This is a genomic window from Glycomyces salinus (assembly GCF_016428645.1).
In the GTDB taxonomy this organism is placed as follows: domain Bacteria; phylum Actinomycetota; class Actinomycetes; order Mycobacteriales; family Micromonosporaceae; genus Glycomyces; species Glycomyces salinus.
The window spans coordinates 76,781-96,776 of record NZ_JAELXW010000003.1 but is presented as its reverse complement, the minus strand read 5'-3'; the positions used below and the strand labels follow the sequence as shown (position 1 = coordinate 96,776).

General features: G+C 68.6%; 16 protein-coding genes and 1 pseudogene. 13 read left to right on the top strand and 4 right to left on the bottom strand.

Features of this window, described 5'->3' with window-relative positions:
* The first annotated feature begins 215 nt into the window (after nucleotides 1-215).
* Complete coding sequence (locus JFB92_RS01500) at nucleotides 216-1,367, top strand: prenyltransferase/squalene oxidase repeat-containing protein (RefSeq protein WP_199034192.1); 1,152 nt, start codon at nucleotides 216-218, stop codon at nucleotides 1,365-1,367.
* 50 nt (nucleotides 1,368-1,417) lie between these two features.
* Here JFB92_RS01500 and JFB92_RS01495 read toward each other — a convergent pair whose 3' ends face one another.
* Nucleotides 1,418-2,161 carry an MBL fold metallo-hydrolase gene (locus tag JFB92_RS01495; RefSeq protein ID WP_233162157.1) on the bottom strand — a complete coding sequence of 248 codons (744 nt, stop codon included), beginning with the start codon at nucleotides 2,159-2,161 and terminating at the stop codon, nucleotides 1,418-1,420.
* 160 nt (nucleotides 2,162-2,321) lie between these two features.
* Between JFB92_RS01495 and JFB92_RS01490 the strand changes: the two genes are divergently transcribed.
* Nucleotides 2,322-2,798 carry a hypothetical protein gene (locus JFB92_RS01490; RefSeq protein ID WP_199034189.1) on the top strand — a complete coding sequence of 159 codons (477 nt, stop codon included), beginning with the start codon at nucleotides 2,322-2,324 and terminating at the stop codon, nucleotides 2,796-2,798.
* Nucleotides 2,799-2,859: 61 nt separating this feature from the next.
* Here JFB92_RS01490 and JFB92_RS01485 read toward each other — a convergent pair whose 3' ends face one another.
* Nucleotides 2,860-3,807 (bottom strand): helix-turn-helix transcriptional regulator, encoded by a 948-nt coding sequence (locus tag JFB92_RS01485; RefSeq protein WP_199034187.1) that lies wholly within the window; start codon nucleotides 3,805-3,807, stop codon nucleotides 2,860-2,862.
* Nucleotides 3,808-3,990: 183 nt separating this feature from the next.
* Here JFB92_RS01485 and JFB92_RS01480 point away from each other — a divergent pair, with 183 nt between their 5' ends.
* The gene (locus JFB92_RS01480) at nucleotides 3,991-4,635 is read left to right on the top strand and encodes a sensor domain-containing protein (protein ID WP_199034186.1); all 645 of its coding nucleotides are present in this window, start codon (nucleotides 3,991-3,993) and stop codon (nucleotides 4,633-4,635) included.
* A gap of 127 nt (nucleotides 4,636-4,762) precedes the next feature.
* On the opposite strand, the gene JFB92_RS01475 is transcribed toward JFB92_RS01480, so the two are convergent.
* Nucleotides 4,763-5,908, bottom strand: a complete 1,146-nt coding sequence (locus JFB92_RS01475) for an RNA-guided endonuclease InsQ/TnpB family protein (protein ID WP_199034185.1) — start codon at nucleotides 5,906-5,908, stop codon at nucleotides 4,763-4,765.
* A 100-nt stretch (nucleotides 5,909-6,008) separates the two neighbouring features.
* On the opposite strand from JFB92_RS01475, the pseudogene JFB92_RS26780 reads away from it, so the two are divergent.
* Nucleotides 6,009-6,401: pseudogene (locus JFB92_RS26780) on the top strand (class I SAM-dependent methyltransferase); the annotation flags it as partial.
* 468 nt (nucleotides 6,402-6,869) lie between these two features.
* Here JFB92_RS26780 and JFB92_RS25140 read toward each other — a convergent pair.
* On the bottom strand, nucleotides 6,870-7,871 hold the full coding sequence (locus tag JFB92_RS25140; protein ID WP_233162135.1) for a HEAT repeat domain-containing protein: 1,002 nt from the start codon (nucleotides 7,869-7,871) through the stop codon (nucleotides 6,870-6,872).
* Nucleotides 7,872-8,184: 313 nt separating this feature from the next.
* Here JFB92_RS25140 and JFB92_RS01465 point away from each other — a divergent pair, with 313 nt between their 5' ends.
* The 9 genes from JFB92_RS01465 (at nucleotide 8,185) to JFB92_RS01425 (ending at nucleotide 19,983) form a co-directional block, all read left to right on the top strand.
* A complete protein-coding gene (locus tag JFB92_RS01465) occupies nucleotides 8,185-9,051 on the top strand; it encodes a hypothetical protein (protein WP_199034181.1) in 867 nt (288 codons plus the stop codon).
* Between the two features lie 164 nt (nucleotides 9,052-9,215).
* Nucleotides 9,216-10,037, top strand: a complete 822-nt coding sequence (locus JFB92_RS01460) for a putative endonuclease domain-containing protein (protein ID WP_199034179.1) — start codon at nucleotides 9,216-9,218, stop codon at nucleotides 10,035-10,037.
* A 177-nt stretch (nucleotides 10,038-10,214) separates the two neighbouring features.
* Nucleotides 10,215-11,624, top strand: coding sequence for an IS607 family element RNA-guided endonuclease TnpB (gene tnpB / locus JFB92_RS01455; protein WP_199034177.1), 1,410 nt, complete (start codon nucleotides 10,215-10,217; stop codon nucleotides 11,622-11,624).
* A 216-nt stretch (nucleotides 11,625-11,840) separates the two neighbouring features.
* Nucleotides 11,841-12,278, top strand: a complete 438-nt coding sequence (locus JFB92_RS01450; RefSeq protein ID WP_199034175.1) for a hypothetical protein — start codon at nucleotides 11,841-11,843, stop codon at nucleotides 12,276-12,278.
* 5 nt (nucleotides 12,279-12,283) lie between these two features.
* Nucleotides 12,284-12,868 carry a DUF1707 SHOCT-like domain-containing protein gene (locus tag JFB92_RS01445; RefSeq protein ID WP_199034173.1) on the top strand — a complete coding sequence of 195 codons (585 nt, stop codon included), beginning with the start codon at nucleotides 12,284-12,286 and terminating at the stop codon, nucleotides 12,866-12,868.
* A 33-nt stretch (nucleotides 12,869-12,901) separates the two neighbouring features.
* Nucleotides 12,902-13,480: a DUF1707 SHOCT-like domain-containing protein gene (locus JFB92_RS01440; protein ID WP_199034171.1), complete on the top strand. Its 579-nt coding sequence runs from the start codon at nucleotides 12,902-12,904 to the stop codon at nucleotides 13,478-13,480.
* 213 nt (nucleotides 13,481-13,693) lie between these two features.
* Nucleotides 13,694-16,762 carry a S8 family peptidase gene (locus tag JFB92_RS25970; RefSeq protein WP_199034169.1) on the top strand — a complete coding sequence of 1,023 codons (3,069 nt, stop codon included), beginning with the start codon at nucleotides 13,694-13,696 and terminating at the stop codon, nucleotides 16,760-16,762.
* Nucleotides 16,763-16,912: 150 nt separating this feature from the next.
* Nucleotides 16,913-18,397: a family 43 glycosylhydrolase gene (locus JFB92_RS01430; protein ID WP_199034164.1), complete on the top strand. Its 1,485-nt coding sequence runs from the start codon at nucleotides 16,913-16,915 to the stop codon at nucleotides 18,395-18,397.
* A 116-nt stretch (nucleotides 18,398-18,513) separates the two neighbouring features.
* A complete protein-coding gene (locus JFB92_RS01425; RefSeq protein WP_199034163.1) occupies nucleotides 18,514-19,983 on the top strand; it encodes a family 43 glycosylhydrolase in 1,470 nt (489 codons plus the stop codon).
* The last annotated feature ends 13 nt before the right edge of the window (nucleotides 19,984-19,996 follow it).

Below are 19,996 nucleotides of genomic sequence, written 5' to 3'. Positions count from 1 at the left end.
AGGGATGCGCGCCGCCGCCCGTCCTCCACAAGGCGGTCCGTCCCCGATCCAGACCGGGGAGGTGCGCGATGCCCAAGCGCCGATGGCCCACCGAAGACGAACTCAACCGTTGTCTCACACTTGCGGCCAAATGGATCACCCGCAATCGGTTGGCGGAAACCTCAGCATGGCCGGTGTCCGCCGGAGTCGATGAACCATCCGTCTGGGGCGGAACGGTGGACGCGGTCCTCGCCGTCGAAGCGCTGCGTGACCTCGGCGGCGATGTCGCCGCCTCAGTCGGGAATCCCCACCTGGAGCGCACGCAGGCATGGCTCCGGGACCGCCAGAACGGCGACGGATCGTTTCCCAGCGCCGAGTTCGCGTACTCGGGAGCCGAACCGACGGCCTGGGCCCTGATCGCCCTGCACAAGACCACGAACAGCAGAAGCGATGAAGTGATCGAGAAGGCCCTGCGATTCCTGGAGAACTGCGTCGACCGGCGCGACGGCTCGGTCTCCTCCACTCCGAGTCACTTCGAGCTGCCCCGCACCATGCCCACCGCTGTGGCCCTCTGGGCGTTCTCACTTTGGGACCACCAGCCGGACCTGCGCGGCAAGATGGTCACTTACCTGCTGCGATGCCAGGACAACGACAGCCACGGCTGGGGCGTCACGAGCTCCGCCAGACCGAACCCGGCCACCACCGGTCAGGTGATCGTCGCCCTCCGGGCCGCCTCGGTGCCGCCCCAACGGTTCCGGCTGGCGACCGAGTACCTGGTGAAGCAGCAGCGAGTCACCGGCCGGTGGCCCAGCAGCATCGACGAATGGCACACGCCTCCCGATCACGACGCGCCCCAGCCGGTCCACAAATGCCTCAACAGCGGCAGCGTCTGGTGCCTGCTGGCGCTCTCAGGGAGCCATGACCACCGAGCACGGTCGGCGTGCCTCAGAGCGGTCAGGTACCTCCTCGACTCGCAGACGACCACAGGCTCCGGAAGCGACGAGGGTTCCTGGTTGACCAGCGACGACGGTTCCCAGCGCCACGTTTGGCTCACCGCCCAGATAGTCGAGGCCGTCGCCGCCTGGCAGTCCGGGCTCCCCCGGATAGGGCTTCGGCGGGAGGGCATGCGGCTGGCGAATTCGGTCCTCGCACTGGTCGATCTGATGCTGGAGAGGGCCACCCAGATAGCGTTGTTCGGCGTCGTAGTGGCGGTGATCGCGCTGAATCTCGGACCGGCGGACGCGAACGTGCTCGAACGGATGGTCGGAGACTGGGCGGCGTTCCGTCAGGGTCTGCTCACCTCGGGCCTGTCCACCGCGATCATCGGCGCGATCTCATGGGGTGTAAGAGGCGTCCGCAACTGGAGGGCGAGGCTACGTCAACGGTGACATCGCGCCAGGACCGCGGTCACCGGGGGCGGCGACTCCGTGGCGACGGATCAGGCGAGATCGATGACCAGGCGAGGTTCGGCTACCGCTATTTCGCCGGTGTAGGACCGTCGTGCCGCTTCGATGAACGGTTGTGGGTCCGACCCGGGCCACAGGTGGGTGAGGAGGAGGCGGTCCGCTCGGGCTTCGGCGGCGTTTTCGCCGGCTTCACGGGCGCTGGAGAGTTGGAGAGCAAGGTCCCGTGGCACTTGCTCGGCATAGGTGGCTTCCGCGATGAACAAGTCCGCGTCCCGCGCCAGATCCGCGATGTACGGTTCGGGGCCGGTGTCGCCGGTGTAGGCGAGGGTTTGGTCGTCGGCCGAGAGGCGGATGCCCGCATTGGTTCTCGAGTGTGGCAGCAGTCGCGTCGTGATATCGAAGGGGCCCAGCGGGATCCGCTCACCTGGTTCAAATTCGTGCAGGTCGTAGGCGTCGTCGAGCATTCCGGGCCGATCCAGGGCGAGTACCGCGTCCAGTTCTCCCGGTGGCGCGTAGACCGGCAGCGCGGGAGGCGGTGCGTCATTGAGCGCCCTGGCTCGCAGCAGCGGGTTCAGGTCTGCGCAGTGGTCCGGATGACCGTGACTGATCAGCACCGCCTCGATCTGGTGTGGGGCCGAGTGCTCGAGCAGGTGCGGCAGAGTCGCGTATCCGAGGTCGATGACGAGTCGGAAGTCCTGGTGTTCCACCAAGAATCCGCTGCATGACTTCCCGGCCTCCGGCCAGGCGCCGCAGCCGCCGAGAACCGTGATCCGCATGGTGTCGACCATATCGCCTTGCCGAGTCTCTCCCGAACCGATGCCCCACGGCATCGCTGCCGGGCCGGACGGCACGATATGGGCGGCCTTGGAGATCGGCCCGCTGGTCGCGATCACCAACCGAGTTCCGGCGTGGCCCGTGCCGAATATGCTGAGGGGCATGGAGTACCCCAGGGTCATCAGGTGCAGGGCCGCATTCGGCGGCGCCGTCGGAGGGAGCGCGGTGGCCGGCGTCATGTCGATCGTCTTGGCCGTCGCTTGGGTCTTCAGGAGACCTGACACCGAATCCCGCTTCGTCATTTTTGGCGTGCTATGGGTGATTATCCTCCTTATCTATACGTTCGTGCAGGCTGTGTCCATTCCATGCAGGATCATCGTGGACCGAGACGAGATCACCTTCATCCGCCGACTCGGGCGGCGCCAGACGTTCCGGTGGGACCGGATCTGGGGCTTCGAGGTCGTCAAGCAGCATAGGAGCTTTCAGGGTCGTATCATCGGCTTGGACGGGCAGCGGAATGCGCCCGCCGCGCTGCACTGCTACAGGTTCGGACTCAGTGCGCCCGCGTCACTTCGCTATATCTGCGAGATGCTGAACTACGAGCTCTCCTTGCGGCGTCGAGCGTGGGCCGGCGACTGATGCCTCGTCCGAACCCGGTGCGGCGCGGTCCGGAGTCCGGTATCGCAGCCTGCCTGCGCGGTCAGGGGCGGGTGCGGCCGAGCCATAGGCCCAGTTGGAATCTGGTGGAGGCCCCTGCCTGGTCCATCAGGTGGCGGAGTCTTCTCTGCACCGTTCTCGGCGAGACGTCCAGGTTTCGAGCCACCGCCTTGTCGCCGAAGCCCTGGCCGAGCAGGGCGAGGATCTGTTCGTCCAGGGTGTCCTCGTCCTCGCCGGGGGCACCGGTCTCTGCGAACAGCTCCTCGGACTGCTCCCAGGTCATCTCGAACAGCGCCTCCAGGGCCTCCAGGAGGCCCGACTGGTGCACGATCAGCGCCCCGGGCCGGTCGGTCGAGCCGAGCGGGACCAGGGCGGCCGAGTCGTCGGCCATGACCATGCGCAGCGGCACCGACTCGGTCGCGCGAACGCGCTCTCCGGCGCGCATCGAGTCGCGGATGTGCCCGATCATGCCGGGCCGGTCGAGCATGGCGCGCTCGACGACGACCTGGTAGGCCACGCCCCGCTCGACCGCTTCGTCTTCGGCGTCGTTCTCGGCGGAGCTGACCACCGACGGCTCGGCCTTGACGAAGGCGCGCACCGTGCGTTCGGCGGCTCGCTGGATCTGCATGAAGCGGTTGCGGATCGCCTCGGCGCCGCTGACCACCTCCACGACCTCGCGCACCGATCGGCGCCCGCTCTGGCTGCGGAAACGCTCGGCCAGGTCGGCCAGTGCCGCTTCGGCGCGCGAGAGCTCGGACCTGCGGCCCATCAAGAGCGAGCGCAGCGCCAGCTCGGGCGGCCCGGCCCGGTAGCGCTCGCCGTCGACGGCGACCAGGCCGAAGGCGACCAGGCGCTCCAGCTCGGCGACCGCGGTCGGGTGGGAGCAGCCGAGGTCGGCGGCCACCTCGGGCGCCGCGGCCTCGCCGTGGTCGATCAGGAACCGGTAGGCGCGCTCGGCCTCGGCGTCGATTCCGAGAGCGGCGAGTTCCATGACACCCGAGTATGCGCCATCGGAGCCGAAAAACGAAGGGCGTCATCGGCGGCGGCCCGGAGCGCAGGAGTGCCCGTGCGCTGTGCGTCTTCCGTTGCGACGCATCGTGGTAGGGCTGTCCCTACCCTCGATTGACCTGGTCACCGGCTCGTAAGGGAGCGCAGCCGGCCATAGCGTTGAGGCATGAAGACGATTTCGAAACGCATCGGTCTCGACACCGCATACCTCCTGTCGAGCTTTCCCATAGCACTGCCCGCATTCGTGATCGCCGCAACCGGATTCTCGGTCGGGGCGGGCCTGGCCGTCGTGTGGGTCGGTGTGGCGGTCCTGGCCGTGGCGCTCCACGCCGCGCGCGGTTTCGGCGCGATCGGGCGGGCGCAGCTCGCGACGGTACTGGACGCGGAACTGCCCGCACCGTATTACGCGCAGCCGCCGGAGGGGGCCTCGCGCCTGCGCAGGTTCCTGAATCCGCTCACCTGCATCCAGTCTTGGCTTAATCTCTTGTGGATCGTCATTTCCTTCCCGGTCGCGGTCTTCGGGTTCTGCATCGCCCTTTCCTGGTGGGTCGCGGCGCTCGGCTCTCTGACCTGGCCGCTGTACGGCTGGATCATCGACCGGGCGGGCGGCGAGCACGGCCTCCACGAAGCCACCCGGTGGCTCGGACTCGACGATTCGTACGCCTCGGCGTCCCTGGTGAGCCTGATGGCCGGGATCGTCCTCTCGCTGCTGCTTCCGCTGGTCCTGCGGGGTGCGGCGCTCATTCAGGCCGGCCTGGCCCGCGCCATGCTGGCCTCGCTCCCCGTCCCCGAGCACCGCCGTGCGGCATAGGCCGCATCTTGATGTGGAGGTCCGCCTACAGGACCAGGAAGATTCATGTCTACCGTCAGGTGGCTTCCGGCTGGGCCGGGAGCTTGTCCCTCGCTCGCCGCCGCTGGCTGCGACGTGAGTGGAGACGTTAGGACCCTTGACTAACAGCCCACGCCAACCGTCCCCGTGCACGCACGTTGATGGCGGCGACGATGTCGGCCGGTCCAGCGAGACCGCACCCACGACATTCGAGCTCGTCTCTCGAACTTCGATTGACCTTCTCAGTGTGGTGACACAGCGGACACATCTGACTGGTGTGCCGCGCGTCCACCTCGACCACCGGCACCCCGGCACGCTGCGCCTTGTAGGCGATAAACCTGCCGAGCTGGTGGAAAGGCCAATTCGAGATCCTGCCCCGCTGGGACCGGGAAAGCCGTACCCGCTCGCGGATGCCACCGAGTTCCTCGAGGGCGATGCCGCGACCGGTGCGTTCGGCCACGGACACGATCTCCTTGCTGACCTTGTGATTCACATGCGAAGCGTGCCGCGATTCCTTCCTCGCGCGCTTCTTCAACAGTTTCTTCGCGGACTTGGTGCCTTTGGACTGGAGCTTTGCCCGCACACGTGCCTGCCGCCTGCGGTAGCGCTCCAGACCCCGGCCCTGGTGGTTGTCCCCGTCGCTGGTGGTGGCGAGGTTGACGATTCCGCGGTCGACTCCGATGAAATCGACCGGTTCGAACCGCTCACGCTCGGGGATCTGCACGGTCGCGGCCAGATAGAGCTCCCCATCGCGTTCGAACAGGTCCGACTCGCCCGCCCGGTGCGCTTGAAGAACCTTCAGGTGCCGGCGCGAGGCAGCGAACCGTACTCCCTTGAGCCGTCCGGAAGCAGTACGGATCGAGATGGTCCTCTCCTGGAAGTCCCAGGACAGGCACCGGTCGTCGAACGGCTGAGCCGCACCTGGCCGGAAGGCAACGGGTCTGCTGGTTGCGGCCCGAGCGCGATTGCCGCGTAGTTTTCCGGTCCTAACTTGCGCGTGGATGGTGGTGTAGGGGTCACGGACCTTCTTGATTACATGCTGGGCCAACTGCGCGCCGATCCCGGTGCCTTTCACCTGCTCGTAGGCCCGTCCGCGCAGGGCGTATTCACGCTCGATCCGCCCGGCTTCGTCGCGATGGGCGAAGGCGATCCTCGCGACCCGGTTGGCCTCGGCATTGCAGACCGACAGTGTCGTCACCAGCGCGGCGCGCTGCGCCACATCAGGTTCGAGCTTCACAGTCACCGTCTGCTTCACGCCACAAACCGTAGATCAAGGGTCCGACAATCCAGATTCCCAACAACCGGCAACACATTCGGCGCCAACAATCGGCCGAGTCGGATGATAGCTTCGGGCCATGTCTGAGAACCCGTTCCCGGACACCGATGCCGCGATCGACTTCGGCGAGGCCGCGGTGTGGTTCAGGCAGAAGGCCGAGGCGCACACCGACGGCTACCGGCGGCTCGCCGGAGTGCTGACCGAGCCGGGCGACCGGCTCGCGGCCGACGTCGGGTGCGGGGCCGCGGGCATGGCGCTGGCGCTGGCCGAGCGCCTCCCCGAAGCGCGGGTGGTCGCCGTCGACGCCGAGCCCGAGATGGTCGCCGTCGCGCGCAAGCGCGCCGACGAGGCCGGTCTCGCGGTCGAGACGGCCGTGGTCGACCTCGACCAGGACGGCCGACTTTCCGAGGTCCTGGGCGGCCCGGCGGACCTGATCTGGGCCGGGCACGTGGTCCACCACGCCGCCGACCAGCAGGCCGTCCTCGACGGACTGGCCGGTCTCCTGGCTCCCGGCGGGCGGCTCGCGCTCGGCGAGGGCGGGATCAGACCGCAGTTCCTGCCGCGCGACCTGGGGGTGGGCCGGCCGGGCCTCGAACTGCGTCTGGCCGAGGCGGCCTCCCGGCGGTTGGAGGCCGAGAACCGCGCGCACCGGGCGAAGCCGCTGCCCTACGGCTGGAACGTGGCGCTGGAGCACGCCGGGCTGACCGGGGTGCGCGAGTACAACGAGGCGGTCGCGATCCCCGCGCCGCTGGAGGGCCCGGAGCTGGAGCACGCGATCGACGCCCTGCGGCGGTGGGCCGACTGGAACCGCGACTACCTGGACGCCGAGGACCAGGCGACGTGGGAATCGCTCCTGGACTCCGACAGCCCGTACTGGCTCGGTGACCGCCGCGACCTCCACCACCTGGAGGTCAGGGCCACCTACGTGGGTTGCAGGCGCTTATTCGTCGGCATCGAGGGTGCCGGTCTCGTTCTCGAGCTGGAAGAGCCGGTCGAGGGCGGCCAGCCCCAGGGCGTCATCGAGCTCATCGGCGCGGGCGAAGTCGCTGAGCAGGTCGAAACCGTCGGAGACGCCGAGGCGACCGAGCCGGTAGGCCGCCTCGATGCGGCCGTGCCAAGGGAAGGACGGGTCGGTCGCGAGTGCGCTGAACGCCTCGATGCCGCCGTCGGGGCAGATGCCGTGGACGGCTTCGGCGGCGTCGATCCCGAGATTGTAGTCCATGATGGACTCTACGCCCTTGATCAGACGCCACAGGGCCTTGATCGCGGCGACCGGGTCGTCGTCGGCGAGCTGCTCGGCGCAGATGATGCGCAGCCGGGAGCTGATCAGCGGCGAGGAGGCCAGGAACCCGAAGGCCATGGCCGCCGAGGTGCGGTCGACGCGCCGCAGCATGTTGGCCGCGCCGTGGCGCACGTACTCGCTGGCGGCGTCGTCGGTGACCAGGCGCATCAGCGCGATCCCGGCCGGGCGGTCGGAGCAGTCGACCAGGGCGCTGGCCGCGTCCAGGCGGCTCTGGTCGTCGACCGTGGGATCGGTGGCGATCGCCTCCAGGGCGCGCGCACCTTCGCGGGCGCTGTACCGGCCCAGGTGCTCGGCGGCCTCCAGCCGCACCTCGATGTCCACCTCCGAGGACTCCACGACCGGATCGAGGCGCAGCGCCATCTCCTTGCCGCCCAGGTCGACCAGGTCCTGGATGAGCTGGATGCGCATATGGGCCTCGATGCCCTCGTTCTGCATCGCGTCGACCAGGTTCCGCATGGCCCGCTCGCGCTGCTCGGGGGCCTGGCCCGATCCGCCGCGGGCGGCCTCGACCGCCTCGGCGACCTCGCCGACCCGGTCGGGTGGCCCGAACGGCTCGGAGAGGCCGGCGGAACGCCGACAGCGCACGACCGCCCACGTCGCCACCAGGAACGGGCCGATCATCAGCGTCCAAAGACCCACGGATTGAACGGTCGCAGCCATACGTTGAACCTCGGGTACTAGCTGGGTTTTCGCGGCCTGCACTTCTCGGTACGGCCCAGCCGATCGCTCCGGGAGGTCGGGCACGCTGGCGGAGTCGCAACCGGCGCCTTCCGGCGCCGGGCCATGAATCTTAGACCCTCAACGCGAGGCCGGATCGCACCGGGTGTGCGACGCACGGTAACCGCCGGTCCGCGCCGTCCACGCCAATAGCAGAGGCGCTGTACGATCGGTTAGGCCCCGGTGGAAAACCACTTCACCAGAGAACCCATCCCCAAGAGCAGAGGCACGAGCGATGACATACCCGCCCCCTGGCGGCTACGACCCGAATCAGCCGGGCGGCCAACCGCCGCAGCAGCCCAGCGACCCCTACTCCCAGGGTTACGGACAGGGCTACAACAGCGCTCCGCCGCCCGGGCCGCAGAACTACGAGCTCAACCAGCCGCAGCAGTACCCCTCGCAGCCGCCGCCTACGAACCCGGGCATGACGCCGCCGCTGGGCGTGCAGCCGGGCTACCCGCCGGGTGCGCCGTCGCCGCTGCCGCCGCAGGTGATGCCGCAGACCGGCGGAGGCAACAAGCTGCCGCTGGTGCTCGGGATAGTCGTGGCCCTGGTCGTCGTGCTCGGGGTCGTGGCGATCCTGGTCGTGCCGGGCATGCTCGACGACGATGACTCCAACGAGGCCGGAGACGGCGGGACCAGCGAGGCCGCCGAGGACGAGACCACCGAGGAGGAGCCCGAGCCGACCGAGGAGCCCACGGAGGAGGAGCCGACCGAGGACTCCGGTTCGGGCAACTACGAGGGCTGGGGCTCGCCGATCAACTCCGACAACTACGACGTGAGCACGCCCGAGGGCGTCGCGATCGAGTGGAAGGTGCTGGCCGACGACGGCGACACCGACGCCATGTCGCAGCTGATGTGCGAGAACCCGACCGAGAACCTCGAGTGGGAACTCGAATGGGCCGAGGACTACGCCCCCGACTACAACTTCCTGATCTGGGGCATGTCCCGTGAGAACAACGGGCAGACCGAGGTGTGGGCCAACTGGACCTGGGACGACGAGGAGCCGAACGAGGCCTCCGAGAACGCCGACGTCGACTCGGTGTTCGTCGTCGTCGAAGAGGGCGGCACCTGGAAGATCTGCGACTACTACTACCTTTAGACCCTGATCGCCGATGGCCGGGCGCTTCGCGCCCGGCCATCGGCGTATCCGATGTGGCGCCGCAGTGGACGCTCTTTCCGCCGTTTCGCCTCGAATGCCGGAAGTTATCCACAGGCCGAACGTGAATGATTGACGCTCGGTATCGGCGTCACGACACTTGGCGCATGATGCAGATTCCCGCATACCGCACCGCGATCGCCGAACCGTCCGCTTCGACCGGCGCAGGACTGCGCAAGCGCTTCGAGGAGGCATTCGAGGCCGATCTCAGCCTCACCGCCACCGGCCGCACCGCCGCCTGGATCCAGGGCTTCGACGTCCTGCCGCCCGGCGTGGCCGAACACGAATGGCCCCTCGAGTACGCTCCGGGCCTGCCCGTGGAGGACACGGCCGTCGTCGACGGCCTGCCGGTCACCCACCGCGCCCGCACCCTCGTCGATCTGGCCGCCGGGCTGCCGCGCCTGGAGGCGGTGGCCGCAGCCGACCAGTTCCTGCGCGGCGGCATCGACGCCAGGAGCCTGGCGGCGGCCCTCGAGAAGGTCCACGGGAACCGCCTCAGACGCGCCAACGCCGCCCTCCTGGCCGCCGACCCCAGGGCCGAGTCGCCGATGGAGTCGTGGACGCGCTGCCTGATCCGCGACGCCGGCCTGCCCGCGCCGACCCCGCAGCTGCGGGTCAGGACCGCCGACGGGCGCTCGGCGTTCCTCGACCTGGGCTGGGACGCGTGGAAGGTCGGGATCGAGCACGACGGCATGGACGCCCACACGGGCACGGAAGCCGAGCTTCACGACCGCCACCGCCACCACGCCCTGCACGGCCTCGGCTGGGAGGTGATGACCCTGAACGCCGCCGATGTCATGGAGCATCCACGGAAGTGGCTGACCGAGCTGCGGGAGCTCCTGCTGTCCCGCGGCTGGGACCCGGACCTGTCCGACCTCCACGACATCGGAGCCCGGATAGAGGCGCTCACCCAGGCGATGCACCGTTGAGGGCATACAAGCCGTTCATGAATAATATATACAAAAAATCACTCTTGTGGGCTATTGCGTCACCTCAGGCACACTGGGATATTTGATATGTAGTACATGTGTCTGACAATTGCTCAATTGCTTCATCAAGGGTGGTGACATATGGCGGGTGGGCGCTTCAAGGCGCGGCCAGGGTGTGTGTTGCAGGCCTATCGGTTCGCTCTCGACCCCAACAGTGGGCAGGAGTCGGCGCTGCGGTCGCATTGCGGCGGGGCGCGAGTGGCCTACAACTGGGCCGTGTCCTGGGTAATGGCTGCCTGGTCGCAGCGGGCGGCCGAGGCCACCTACGGCATCGCCGACGAAGAATTGACCGAGTGGCGGCCGTGGTCGCTCCCGGCACTGCGGCGTGCGTTCAATGCCGCCAAGCGGACCGATCCGCGCCTGGCCGGGTGGTGGGCCGAGAACTCCAAAGAGGCTTACAACACCGGGCTGACGGCCGCTGCGACTGCCTTCGACAACTTCGCCAAATCCAAGCGCGGTGACCGCGAAGGCCCCAAGATGGGCGTGCCACGCCGCAAGCGCAAGGGTCGGGCGCAGCTGTCGTGTCGATTCTGGACCGGAACCATCCGCGTGGAACCGGATCGGCGGCATGTGACCCTGCCCCGGCTGGGCACGATCCGGGTCCACGAGAAGACCTCCAAACTCGAGCGCAGGATCGCGAATGGGACCGCCCGAATCCTTTCTGCTACGGTGCGGTTCGAACGCGGGCGCTGGTTCGTGGCCTTCCAGGTCGAGGTCGAACGCGCCAAGACCACCCCGCGCCATCCCAACACGGCGGTCGGGGTCGACTTGGGCGTCACGCACCTGGCCGTGACCGCCGACTCCGACGGCAACACCGAGTTCATCGCGAACCCACAGCACTACGAGGCCGCGCTCCAGAAGTTGCGGCGCGCCTCGCGTCTGGTCTCCCGCCGTCAGGGTCCGGACAAACGAACCGGGCAGCAGCCCTCACGCCGGTGGCTCAGGGCCAATGCCGAGCGCAACCGAATCCATCATCGGGTGGCGAACCTCCGCGCCGACGCCCTCCACAAGACCACCACCAACCTGGCCGCCGAGTACGGCACGGTGGCCGTCGAGGATCTGAACGTGGCCGGGATGCTGCGCAACCGGCGCCTGGCCCGCAAGATCGCCGACGCCGGGTTCGGTGAGATCCGCCGACAGTTGACCTACAAGACCGACTGGCGAGGCGGCCAGCTCGTGGTGGCCGATCGGTGGTTCCCCTCTTCGAAGACCTGCTCGGGGTGTGGCGCGGTGAAAGCCAAGCTGCCGCTGCACATCCGGGTGTTCAAGTGCGAAGCGTGCGGCCTGGTCAAGGATCGGGACGAGAACGCCGCATTGAACCTGGCCGCTCTGGCAGCGGTCTGCTCGACTGGTACCGGAGTGGCCGGAGACCAGGGCACGAAAGTGCCGAACCCTCGCCGAGCCGACAACCAGACCCGCGCAACCACCGGTATAACTGCCGGTGGGCGGGCCGTCGGCGCAACACCCGTACCACGGGACAGAAACGAGGACCGTAAGCACGCCTACACGCAACCGACGTTGTGGTAGACGCGCACGGACTTCCAGGCCGGAAACGACCGGGATGCTGGCTCCATGCAAAGGTTTCAGCGACAGGTGATACCGGCCACGGCCCGACGACGGGGCCGGTCGGAAGGGCAGTGGAAGTACCTGAGGGCGAGCGTCACGAGGGCGGTGGTACCGGTACCGGCAGGTTACGATCGGGGCGAGCATTGTTCGATCCACCTGAAGCCGCCGGGAGTGTAGGTGACCGAAGCGTCGTTCGCCGGGTTCGCGCACCCGGCGCTCCCCACCGTGGACGAGATCCGGGACTGGGCCCTGGACCCGTACTCGACCGCACCCGAGGGGCGCCAATGGGACCTCACGCTCGCCACCGACGAACTCGCCGGCACCTGGCTCGAGCTGGCGGCGGAGCCGACCTGCCCGAAGCGCTCGTTCGCCCTGCACGTGCTCTACATATACTCCGGAGACGCGGTGCGGACCCGGTTCAGGGTGCACACCCGCAAGCGGGTCGACAAGCTGCTGGACAAGGCACAAGAGACACGCGACCAGTATGTTGGACTGTGGGCCGAGAACACCAAGGCGCTCATCCGACAGCCGGACCTGTTCGACTACGACGAATGGTGCAACGGCGGTCTGGTGCGCCGCCCCCGTCGGCTCGCCGCAAGCCAACGCAGAAGGTAACCCGCATGTCCACGCCCGACCCGAACATCCGCATCTCCAATGCCGAACGCGAGGCGATCATCGGCCGCCTCCAGTCCGCCACCGAGGAGGGCCGCCTCGAACTCGACGAGTTCGCCGAGCGCTCCCAGAAGGTCTACGAGGCCAAGACCTACGCCGAGGTCGAGCGCCTGCTCACCGACTTGCCGGAGGAGACCGGGGCGCTCTCGGTCCCGGGCGTGCCGCGGCCGAGCGCCCGCGTCCCCGACCTGGAGCTGGCACCCTCCTTCAGCTCGGTCAAGCGCGAAGGCGGATGGACCGTCCCCTCGCGCATCGTCGCCAAGCCCAAGTACGGCTCGGTCAAGCTCGACTGCCGCCACGCGGAGTTCAGCAGCCGGGACGTCGTCCTGGAGGTCGGGCTCGCGTTCTCGTCGGTGGAGGTGGTCCTTCCCAGGGGCGCCTCGGCCGTCGACGACGGCGTCCAGTTGCACGGCGGATCGATGCACAACGGCTGCCACGACAGCGGCGGACCCAGCATCAGGGTCAGCGGCAACAACTGGTTCGGCTCGGTCAAGATCCGCTATGAGCGCCGCTTCCTGTGGTGGCGCTGGTAGCCCCCGCGGCAGAAGCGAACGGAGAACCAGCGCATGACCGAGCCCGACCCGAACCTCCGGATCTCCAACGACGAACGCGAGGCGATCGTCGCCCGCCTCCACGCCGCCGTGCAGGACGGACGCCTCGACCTGGCCGAGTTCGACCAGCGCTCGCGCGAGGTCTACGAGGCCAAGACCTACGCGGAGGTCGAGCGACTCCTGGCCGACCTGCCTGCTGACGGCGGCGCGGTCGCGATCCCGAAGGGGCCCGGGAAGTCGACCCGGGAACTGCGGTTGAGCCCGGTCCACGGCAGGGCCGTGCGCGACGGCAACTGGACGGTCCCCTCCCGCATCGTCGTCGAGCCCACCCACGGGGCGGTGAAGCTCGACATGAGGGAAGCGAGGTTCACCAGCCGGGAGGTCGCGATCGACATCGCCCTGACGCACGCCTCGCTCACCGTGGTCCTTCCGCGGGGCGCCTCCGCCGAGGAGGAGGAAGTCCAGATCCACGGCGGCAACGTCAAGATCGACTGCCACGGCGACGGCGGCCCCCACCTGGTGGTGAACGGCCGCAACAAGTACGGCAGGGTGCGGATCCGCTACGAGCGGCGCTTCCTGTGGTGGCGCTGGTAGCGCTCCGTCACCCCGGGCCATGGCCGGGAGCCCGTGTACATCGAATTCAGTGAATAACTTCTTGCTTGATGTCACGGCCGTGTAACAGTCTCGCCGGGGCGTCGAAATCTCCTCATATGAGGGTTTACACCGAGTCGTGCTCACAATAGGCTCGCTTTCGTGCGCTGCATCTCACCCTCCGCAGCGCCGTCCCCCTTGAGAGGAGCTCATCGAATGGGATCTCCCATCCCCCGTATATCCAGACACGCGAAGGGGCGCGTCAGAACCGGGGCCAGGATCACCCTGGCCGCGGCGACCGTCCCCATAGTCGTGGCCGGAATAGTCACCGCGGCCGGTCCGGCCGCGGCCGACCCGCCCGGTCTCCCCGAGGTATCGCCCGAATACCTCAAGGAGGCACCGGCCGAACCGGTCGAGTACACCGACGGCTACTACTTCGTCCAACTCGAGGACGAGCCCGTCGCCACCTACGAGGGCGACCAGTCCGGACTGCAGGCCACCGCCCCCGAAGAGGGAGAGTCCATCGACTTCGACTCGGCCGCGGTCGAGGAGTACCGCGACCACCTCGCCGCCGAGCGCGAGGACGTGATCGACGAACACGGCCTCGATGCGGTGTCCGAATACGACACCGTGTTCAACGGCTTCGCCACCGAGCTGACCGCCGAGCAGGCCGAGGAACTGGCCGCCAGCGACGAGATCCTCTCGGTCGAGCGGGACGAGGTCTACCAGCTCAACACCGCCACCACCCCCGACTTCCTGGGTCTGGAGGGCCGCCACGGCTCCTGGAACCGGTACTTCGAGGACCCCGAGCGGGCCGGTGAGGGCGTCATCGTCGGCGTTCTCGACACCGGGGTCTGGCCCGAGAACCCGTCTCTGGAGCCCCTGCCCGAGCCCCGCCCCGACCAGGACGTCATCGACCAGAAGTGGCAGGGCGAGTGCGAAGAGGGGCAGGATGAGGACCCCGACGGCAATATCACCTGCAACAACAAGCTGATCGGCGCCCGCTGGTTCGACTCGCGCGGCAACGGCGACACTCCCGGCCACTACGCCTCCCCGCGGGACTCCGACGGGCACGGCACCCACACCATGACGACCGCGGCCGGCAACTACCAGGCCCCGGTGACCATGGACGGCGAGGAGTTCGGCACGGTCTCGGGCATGGCCCCGGCCGCGCGCGTCGCCGCCTACAAGGTCTGCTGGGGCGGCTGCCCCGGCGCCGACCTCGTGTCCGGCATCGAGGCCGCGGTCAACGACGGCGTCGACGTCATCAACTTCTCGATCGGCGGAGGCGGCACGCCCGAGTTCGTCAACGCCATCTCGCTGGCGTTCTTCAACGCCGCCGCCTCGGGCGTCTTCATCGCCGCCAGCGCCGGCAACGACGGCCCCGGGTCCACCGTGGACCACCAGGAGCCGTGGGTGACCACCGTCGCCGCCTCGACGCACGACATGACCTACCGGTCCGATCTGACTTACGGCGACACCACCACGACCGTCGGCGCCATCAACGGCGCCATGGACTTCCCGCTCAAGTCCGCCTCCGACGCCGCGTTCGACGACGCCGACTCCGAGGCCGCAGCGGGCTGTGACCCGGGCACCCTGGACCCGGCGAAGACCGAGGGCTTCGGCATCCTCTGCGAACGCGGCAACCTGTTCACCGACATGGCCAATGAGGTCGCCGCCGCCGGCGGCACGGCGCTGGTCGTGCGCGACGTCGACGACCGCGGCCCGGCCTCGGTGGTCACCTCGCAGGCCGTCCCGGTCATGCACGTCTCCTACACCGACGGCCTGGACCTGGTCGACTGGCTCGGCCAGACCGGGGACCCGACGGTGTCGGTGACGACCTCCGAGCGCATCGGGCAGAACGCGCCCGAGGTCACCGCGTTCTCCTCCAACGGTCCGGGACTGGCCGCCGGGCAGAACCTGCTCAAGCCCGACGTCACCGCGCCCGGCGCCGAGGTGCTGGCGGGCATGGTGCCCGACGTCAACCGCGGCAACGACTACGCGGCGGCGCAGGGCACGTCCATGTCGAGCCCGCACGTGGCGGGCCTGGGCGCGCTGCTGATGTCGGCGAACCCGGACTGGTCCCCGATGACGGTCAAGTCGGCGATGATGACCACCGCCTACACCACCGACCTCGACGGCGACCCGATCCAGCGCAGCGGCGAGGACGCCACGCCGTTCGACTACGGCTCCGGGCACGTCGACGGCCGGGACATGTTCAACCCCGGCCTGGTCTACGATTCCGGCCCGTCCGACTGGGTCCAGTACATCTGCGGCACTCCCGAGGCGCACAAGATCGCCGAGACCTGCGATCTGTTCGGCTCGATCGAGCCGTCGCAGCTGAACTACCCGTCGATCACGGTCGCGCAGGTCGCCGGCGCCTACACCGTCGAGCGCACGGTGACCAACGTGGACGATCGGGCGGCCCTCTACATGGCCAAGGTCGACGCCCCCGAGGGCACGACCGCCTCGGTCGACCAGCGCTGGCTGTACCTGCGTCCTGGCGAGTCGGCTACGTACGAGCTGACCGTCACCCGCACCGACGCCGCCTTCGACGAGTGGGCCTTCGGCTCGCTCACCTGGAAGCAGATCGGCGGCGGCTGGAACCGCCACGAGGTCACCTCGCCGATCACGGTGAAGCCGGCCATGCTCAGCATGGCCGAGGAGACCACCCTCGACGGCGCGCCGGGAGCGGCGACGCTGACCGGCACCGCCGGCTTCGACGGCTCGATCAGCACGAGCGTGAACGGCATCGTCGCCTCCGACCGCAACGAGGCGACGCTGACCGACCCGACCAGCGGGTCCTTCCCGACCGACGACCCGGTCGAGAACTCCCACGTCAAGGCCTGGGAGTTCACCACCCCGGCCGACGCCTCGATGGTGCGCTTCGCGACCTTCGACGAGGAGCATCCGGCGGGGACCGACCTGGACCTGTTCGTCTACCTCAAAGGCGACGACGGGTCGCTGACGCTGGTCGGCCTGTCGGCCGCCGGAGGGTCGAACGAGTCGGTCACGCTCCCGGGCGGCTACACCTTCGTGGTGTACGTCGACCTGTGGGCGGGCCCGGACAGTGTCGATTCGACGCTGCACTCCTGGGTGGTGCCGGGCGGCGACGAGGGCAACCTCGCCGTGGACCCGGTCGAACAGGAGGTCGCTCTCGGCGAGGAGTTCGACGTGAACCTGTCGTGGTCCGGCCTGGAGTCCGGTGCCCGGTATCTGGGGACGTTGGACTACGCCTCCGAAGGCGAGACCATCGGGTCGACGGTCGTCAACATCGTGACCTGACCGGTCTCTGAACAGTGAAGGCGCCCGCCGCGATTCGCGGCGGGCGCTTTCGCGTCCACACGCGAGGCCGCATAGGGGTTGATAGATATCGATGTTTTGGCTAACATTTTCACTACTTTATCGATCAACACTCAGTGAGGAGCCCCGATCATGCGACGCAGACGGACGGCCGCGCTCGCCGGCCTCGGAGCCGCGGTCCTGGCCGCCGCCGGGCTGACGATGCTCAACCCGGCCACCGGCAACGCGGCGGTCACGCCAGGGACCTGGTACAACATCACCAGCTCCCACTCCGGACTCACACTCGACATCGACGGCGTCTCGACCGAGCCCGGCGCCGAACTGATCCAGTGGAACGCCACCGGAGCGGAGAACCAGCAGTTCCGCTTCCTCGACTCCGGCGACGGCTACTACCGGATCCAGGCCCGCCACTCCGGCATGGTCCTGGACGTGTGGGAGTGGAACGCCGACAACGGCGCCACCATCGCCCAGTACGACGACCTCGGCGGCACCAACCAGCAGTGGTCGGTGACCGAGCACGACGACGGCTCGTACTCCTTCACGAACCGGTTCTCCGACAAGGCCCTCGACCTGTGGGAGTCCTCGACCGAACCGGGAGCGCGCATCTCGCAGTACACCTACAGCGGCTCCGAGGCCCAGAGGTGGGAGCTGCACGAGGTCGACGACGGCGGCACAGGAGAGCCCTCCCAATGCGACGCCGGCCCCACCCAGCCTTCGAGCCTGAGCGGTGACCTCGGCGCCCACGACCCGGCACTGTGGGCCGGCTGCAACGGCGAGGACTGGTACGTGTTCGCCACCGGCGACGGCCGCTTCGGCGACGGCAACATCCCCATCCGCCGCTCGACCGACGACGGCCGCACCTGGCAGAACGTCGGCACCGTGTGGGACACCAAGCCCTCCTGGCTCACTCAGCAGATCTCGGGCGTCGACAACCTGTGGGCCCCGGAGATCTTCTTCGACGCCGCGCAGGGCAAGTACTACCTGTACTACTCGGCCTCGACCTTCGGGAACCAGCGGTCGCTGATCGGACTGGCCACCAACACGACCCTGAACCCCGACGACCCGGACTACCAGTGGGTCGACGAGGGCGAGGTCCTCCAGTCCTACGAAGGCGATCCGTACAACGCCATCGACCCCAACATCGTCGTCGACGGCTCGGGGACCCACTGGATGGTCTACGGCTCCTGGTGGCAGGGCATCCACACCGTCCAACTCGACTGGCCCTCGGGCAAGCCCGCGGCCGGTGCCCAGCCGATCCGCCTGGCCACCAAGGACGGCGGCATCGAGGGCCCCTCGATGATCGAGCGCGACGGCCAGTACTACCTGTTCGTCTCCATCGGCAGGTGCTGCGACGGAGCGAACTCGACCTACCAGATCACCGTGGGCCGCTCCGACTCGCCGACCGGACCGTTCCTCGACGCGAACGGCGTCGACATGCGCAACGGCGGCGGCACGGTCGTCCTCGGCGGCCACGGCAGCTTCGTCGCCACCGGCGGACAGTCCATCCACCGGGGACTGATGGCCTACCACTCCTACCACCAGAACGGCGGCTTCTCGCTCGGCATCGAGCAGATCGAGTGGACCGCCGACGGCTGGCCCGTCCTCGACGGCGCCTGACCCTCCGACCGGGTGCGCGTCCGGGCGCGCACCCCGGCACAACCCGCTCTATTCCCTTAGACAACGGCGGGGCGCCCACCCGGACTCTGGGCGCCCGCCGTACCCCTGGAGCAGCCATGACAAGATCCAGACGCGCCCGCGGCCTCCTCGCGGGCCTGACAGCGACGACGACCGCCGCCCTCGGGCTGGTCGCGGCCTCAGCACTCCCGGCACAGGCCGCCGTCCAGACCGACCAGTGGTACGTCATCACCAGCGCCCACTCCGGGCTCGCCCTCGACATCGACGGCGGCTCGAGCGAAGCCGGCGCCGAACTCGTCCAGTGGGACCGGACCGGCGCGGACAACCAGCAGTTCCGCTTCCTCGACTCCGGCGACGGCTACTACCGCATCCAGGCCCGCCACTCCGGCATGGTCCTCGACGTCTACGAGTGGAACGCCGACAACGGCGCCACCATCGCCCAGTGGGACGACCTGGACGGCACCAACCAGCAATGGGAGGTCACCGAGCACTCCGACGGCACCTACTCCTTCATCAACCGGTTCTCCGACAAGGCCCTCGACCTGTGGGACTGGTCGACCACGCCCGGCGACCGGATCTCCCAATACGACTACAGCGGGGCCGACGTACAGAAATGGCACCTCGACCCGGTCGACGGGTCCGGGGGCGGGACCGTGTCGAGTCCCATCAGCGACGGCGCCGACCCGTGGCTGGAGTACTGGGACGGCTACTACTACCTGTCGACGACCACGTGGGACTCGACGGTGATCATGCGCCGCGCGACCACCCTCGAAGGGCTCAAGACCGCCCCGGCCACCGTCGTGTGGGACGACGCGGGCGTGCCCGACCGGTGCTGCAGCCACTGGGCGCCGGAGTTCCACCGCATCGACGGGGTCTGGTACCTGATGTACACCTCGGGCAACTCCCAGACCAACTACGACGGGCAGAAGCTCCACGTGCTGCGGTCGACCGGCGACACGCCGATGGGTCCGTACGAGTTCATGAGCACGCCCCTGCCGAACCAGTGGAACATCGACGGCTCCTACCTCGAGGTCGGCGGGCAGCTGTACCTGCTGTGGTCGGAGTGGGACGGCCCCGACCAGTCCATCCGGATCGCGGCCATGTCGAACCCGTGGACCGTGACCGGAGCGCACGTGACCATCTCCCGGCCCACGCACAGTTGGGAGACGGTCGGAGCGCGCGTCAACGAGGCCCCGGCCGTGCTCCAGCACGACGGCCGCACCTTCGTGACGTTCTCGGCCTCCTCGTGCCAGACCCCCGACTACAAGCTGGGACTGCTCGAACTGACCGGCGGCGACCCGCTCTCGGCCGGCTCGTGGACCAAGTACGACCAGCCGGTGTTCCAGGCGGCGAACGGCGTCTACGGATCGGCCCACAACGGGTTCTTCACGTCTCCGGACGGCAGCGAGCAGTGGCTGGTCTACCACGGCAACCCGTCGTCGTCCGACGGTTGCGGATCGAACCGCCAGACGTACGCGCAGCCGTTCGACTTCGGCTCCGACGGCCTCCCCGACTTCGGGGAGCCGCTGGGACGCGGAGTCTCCATCCCCGCCCCCTCGGGCGAGTGACCGGGTGAGATCA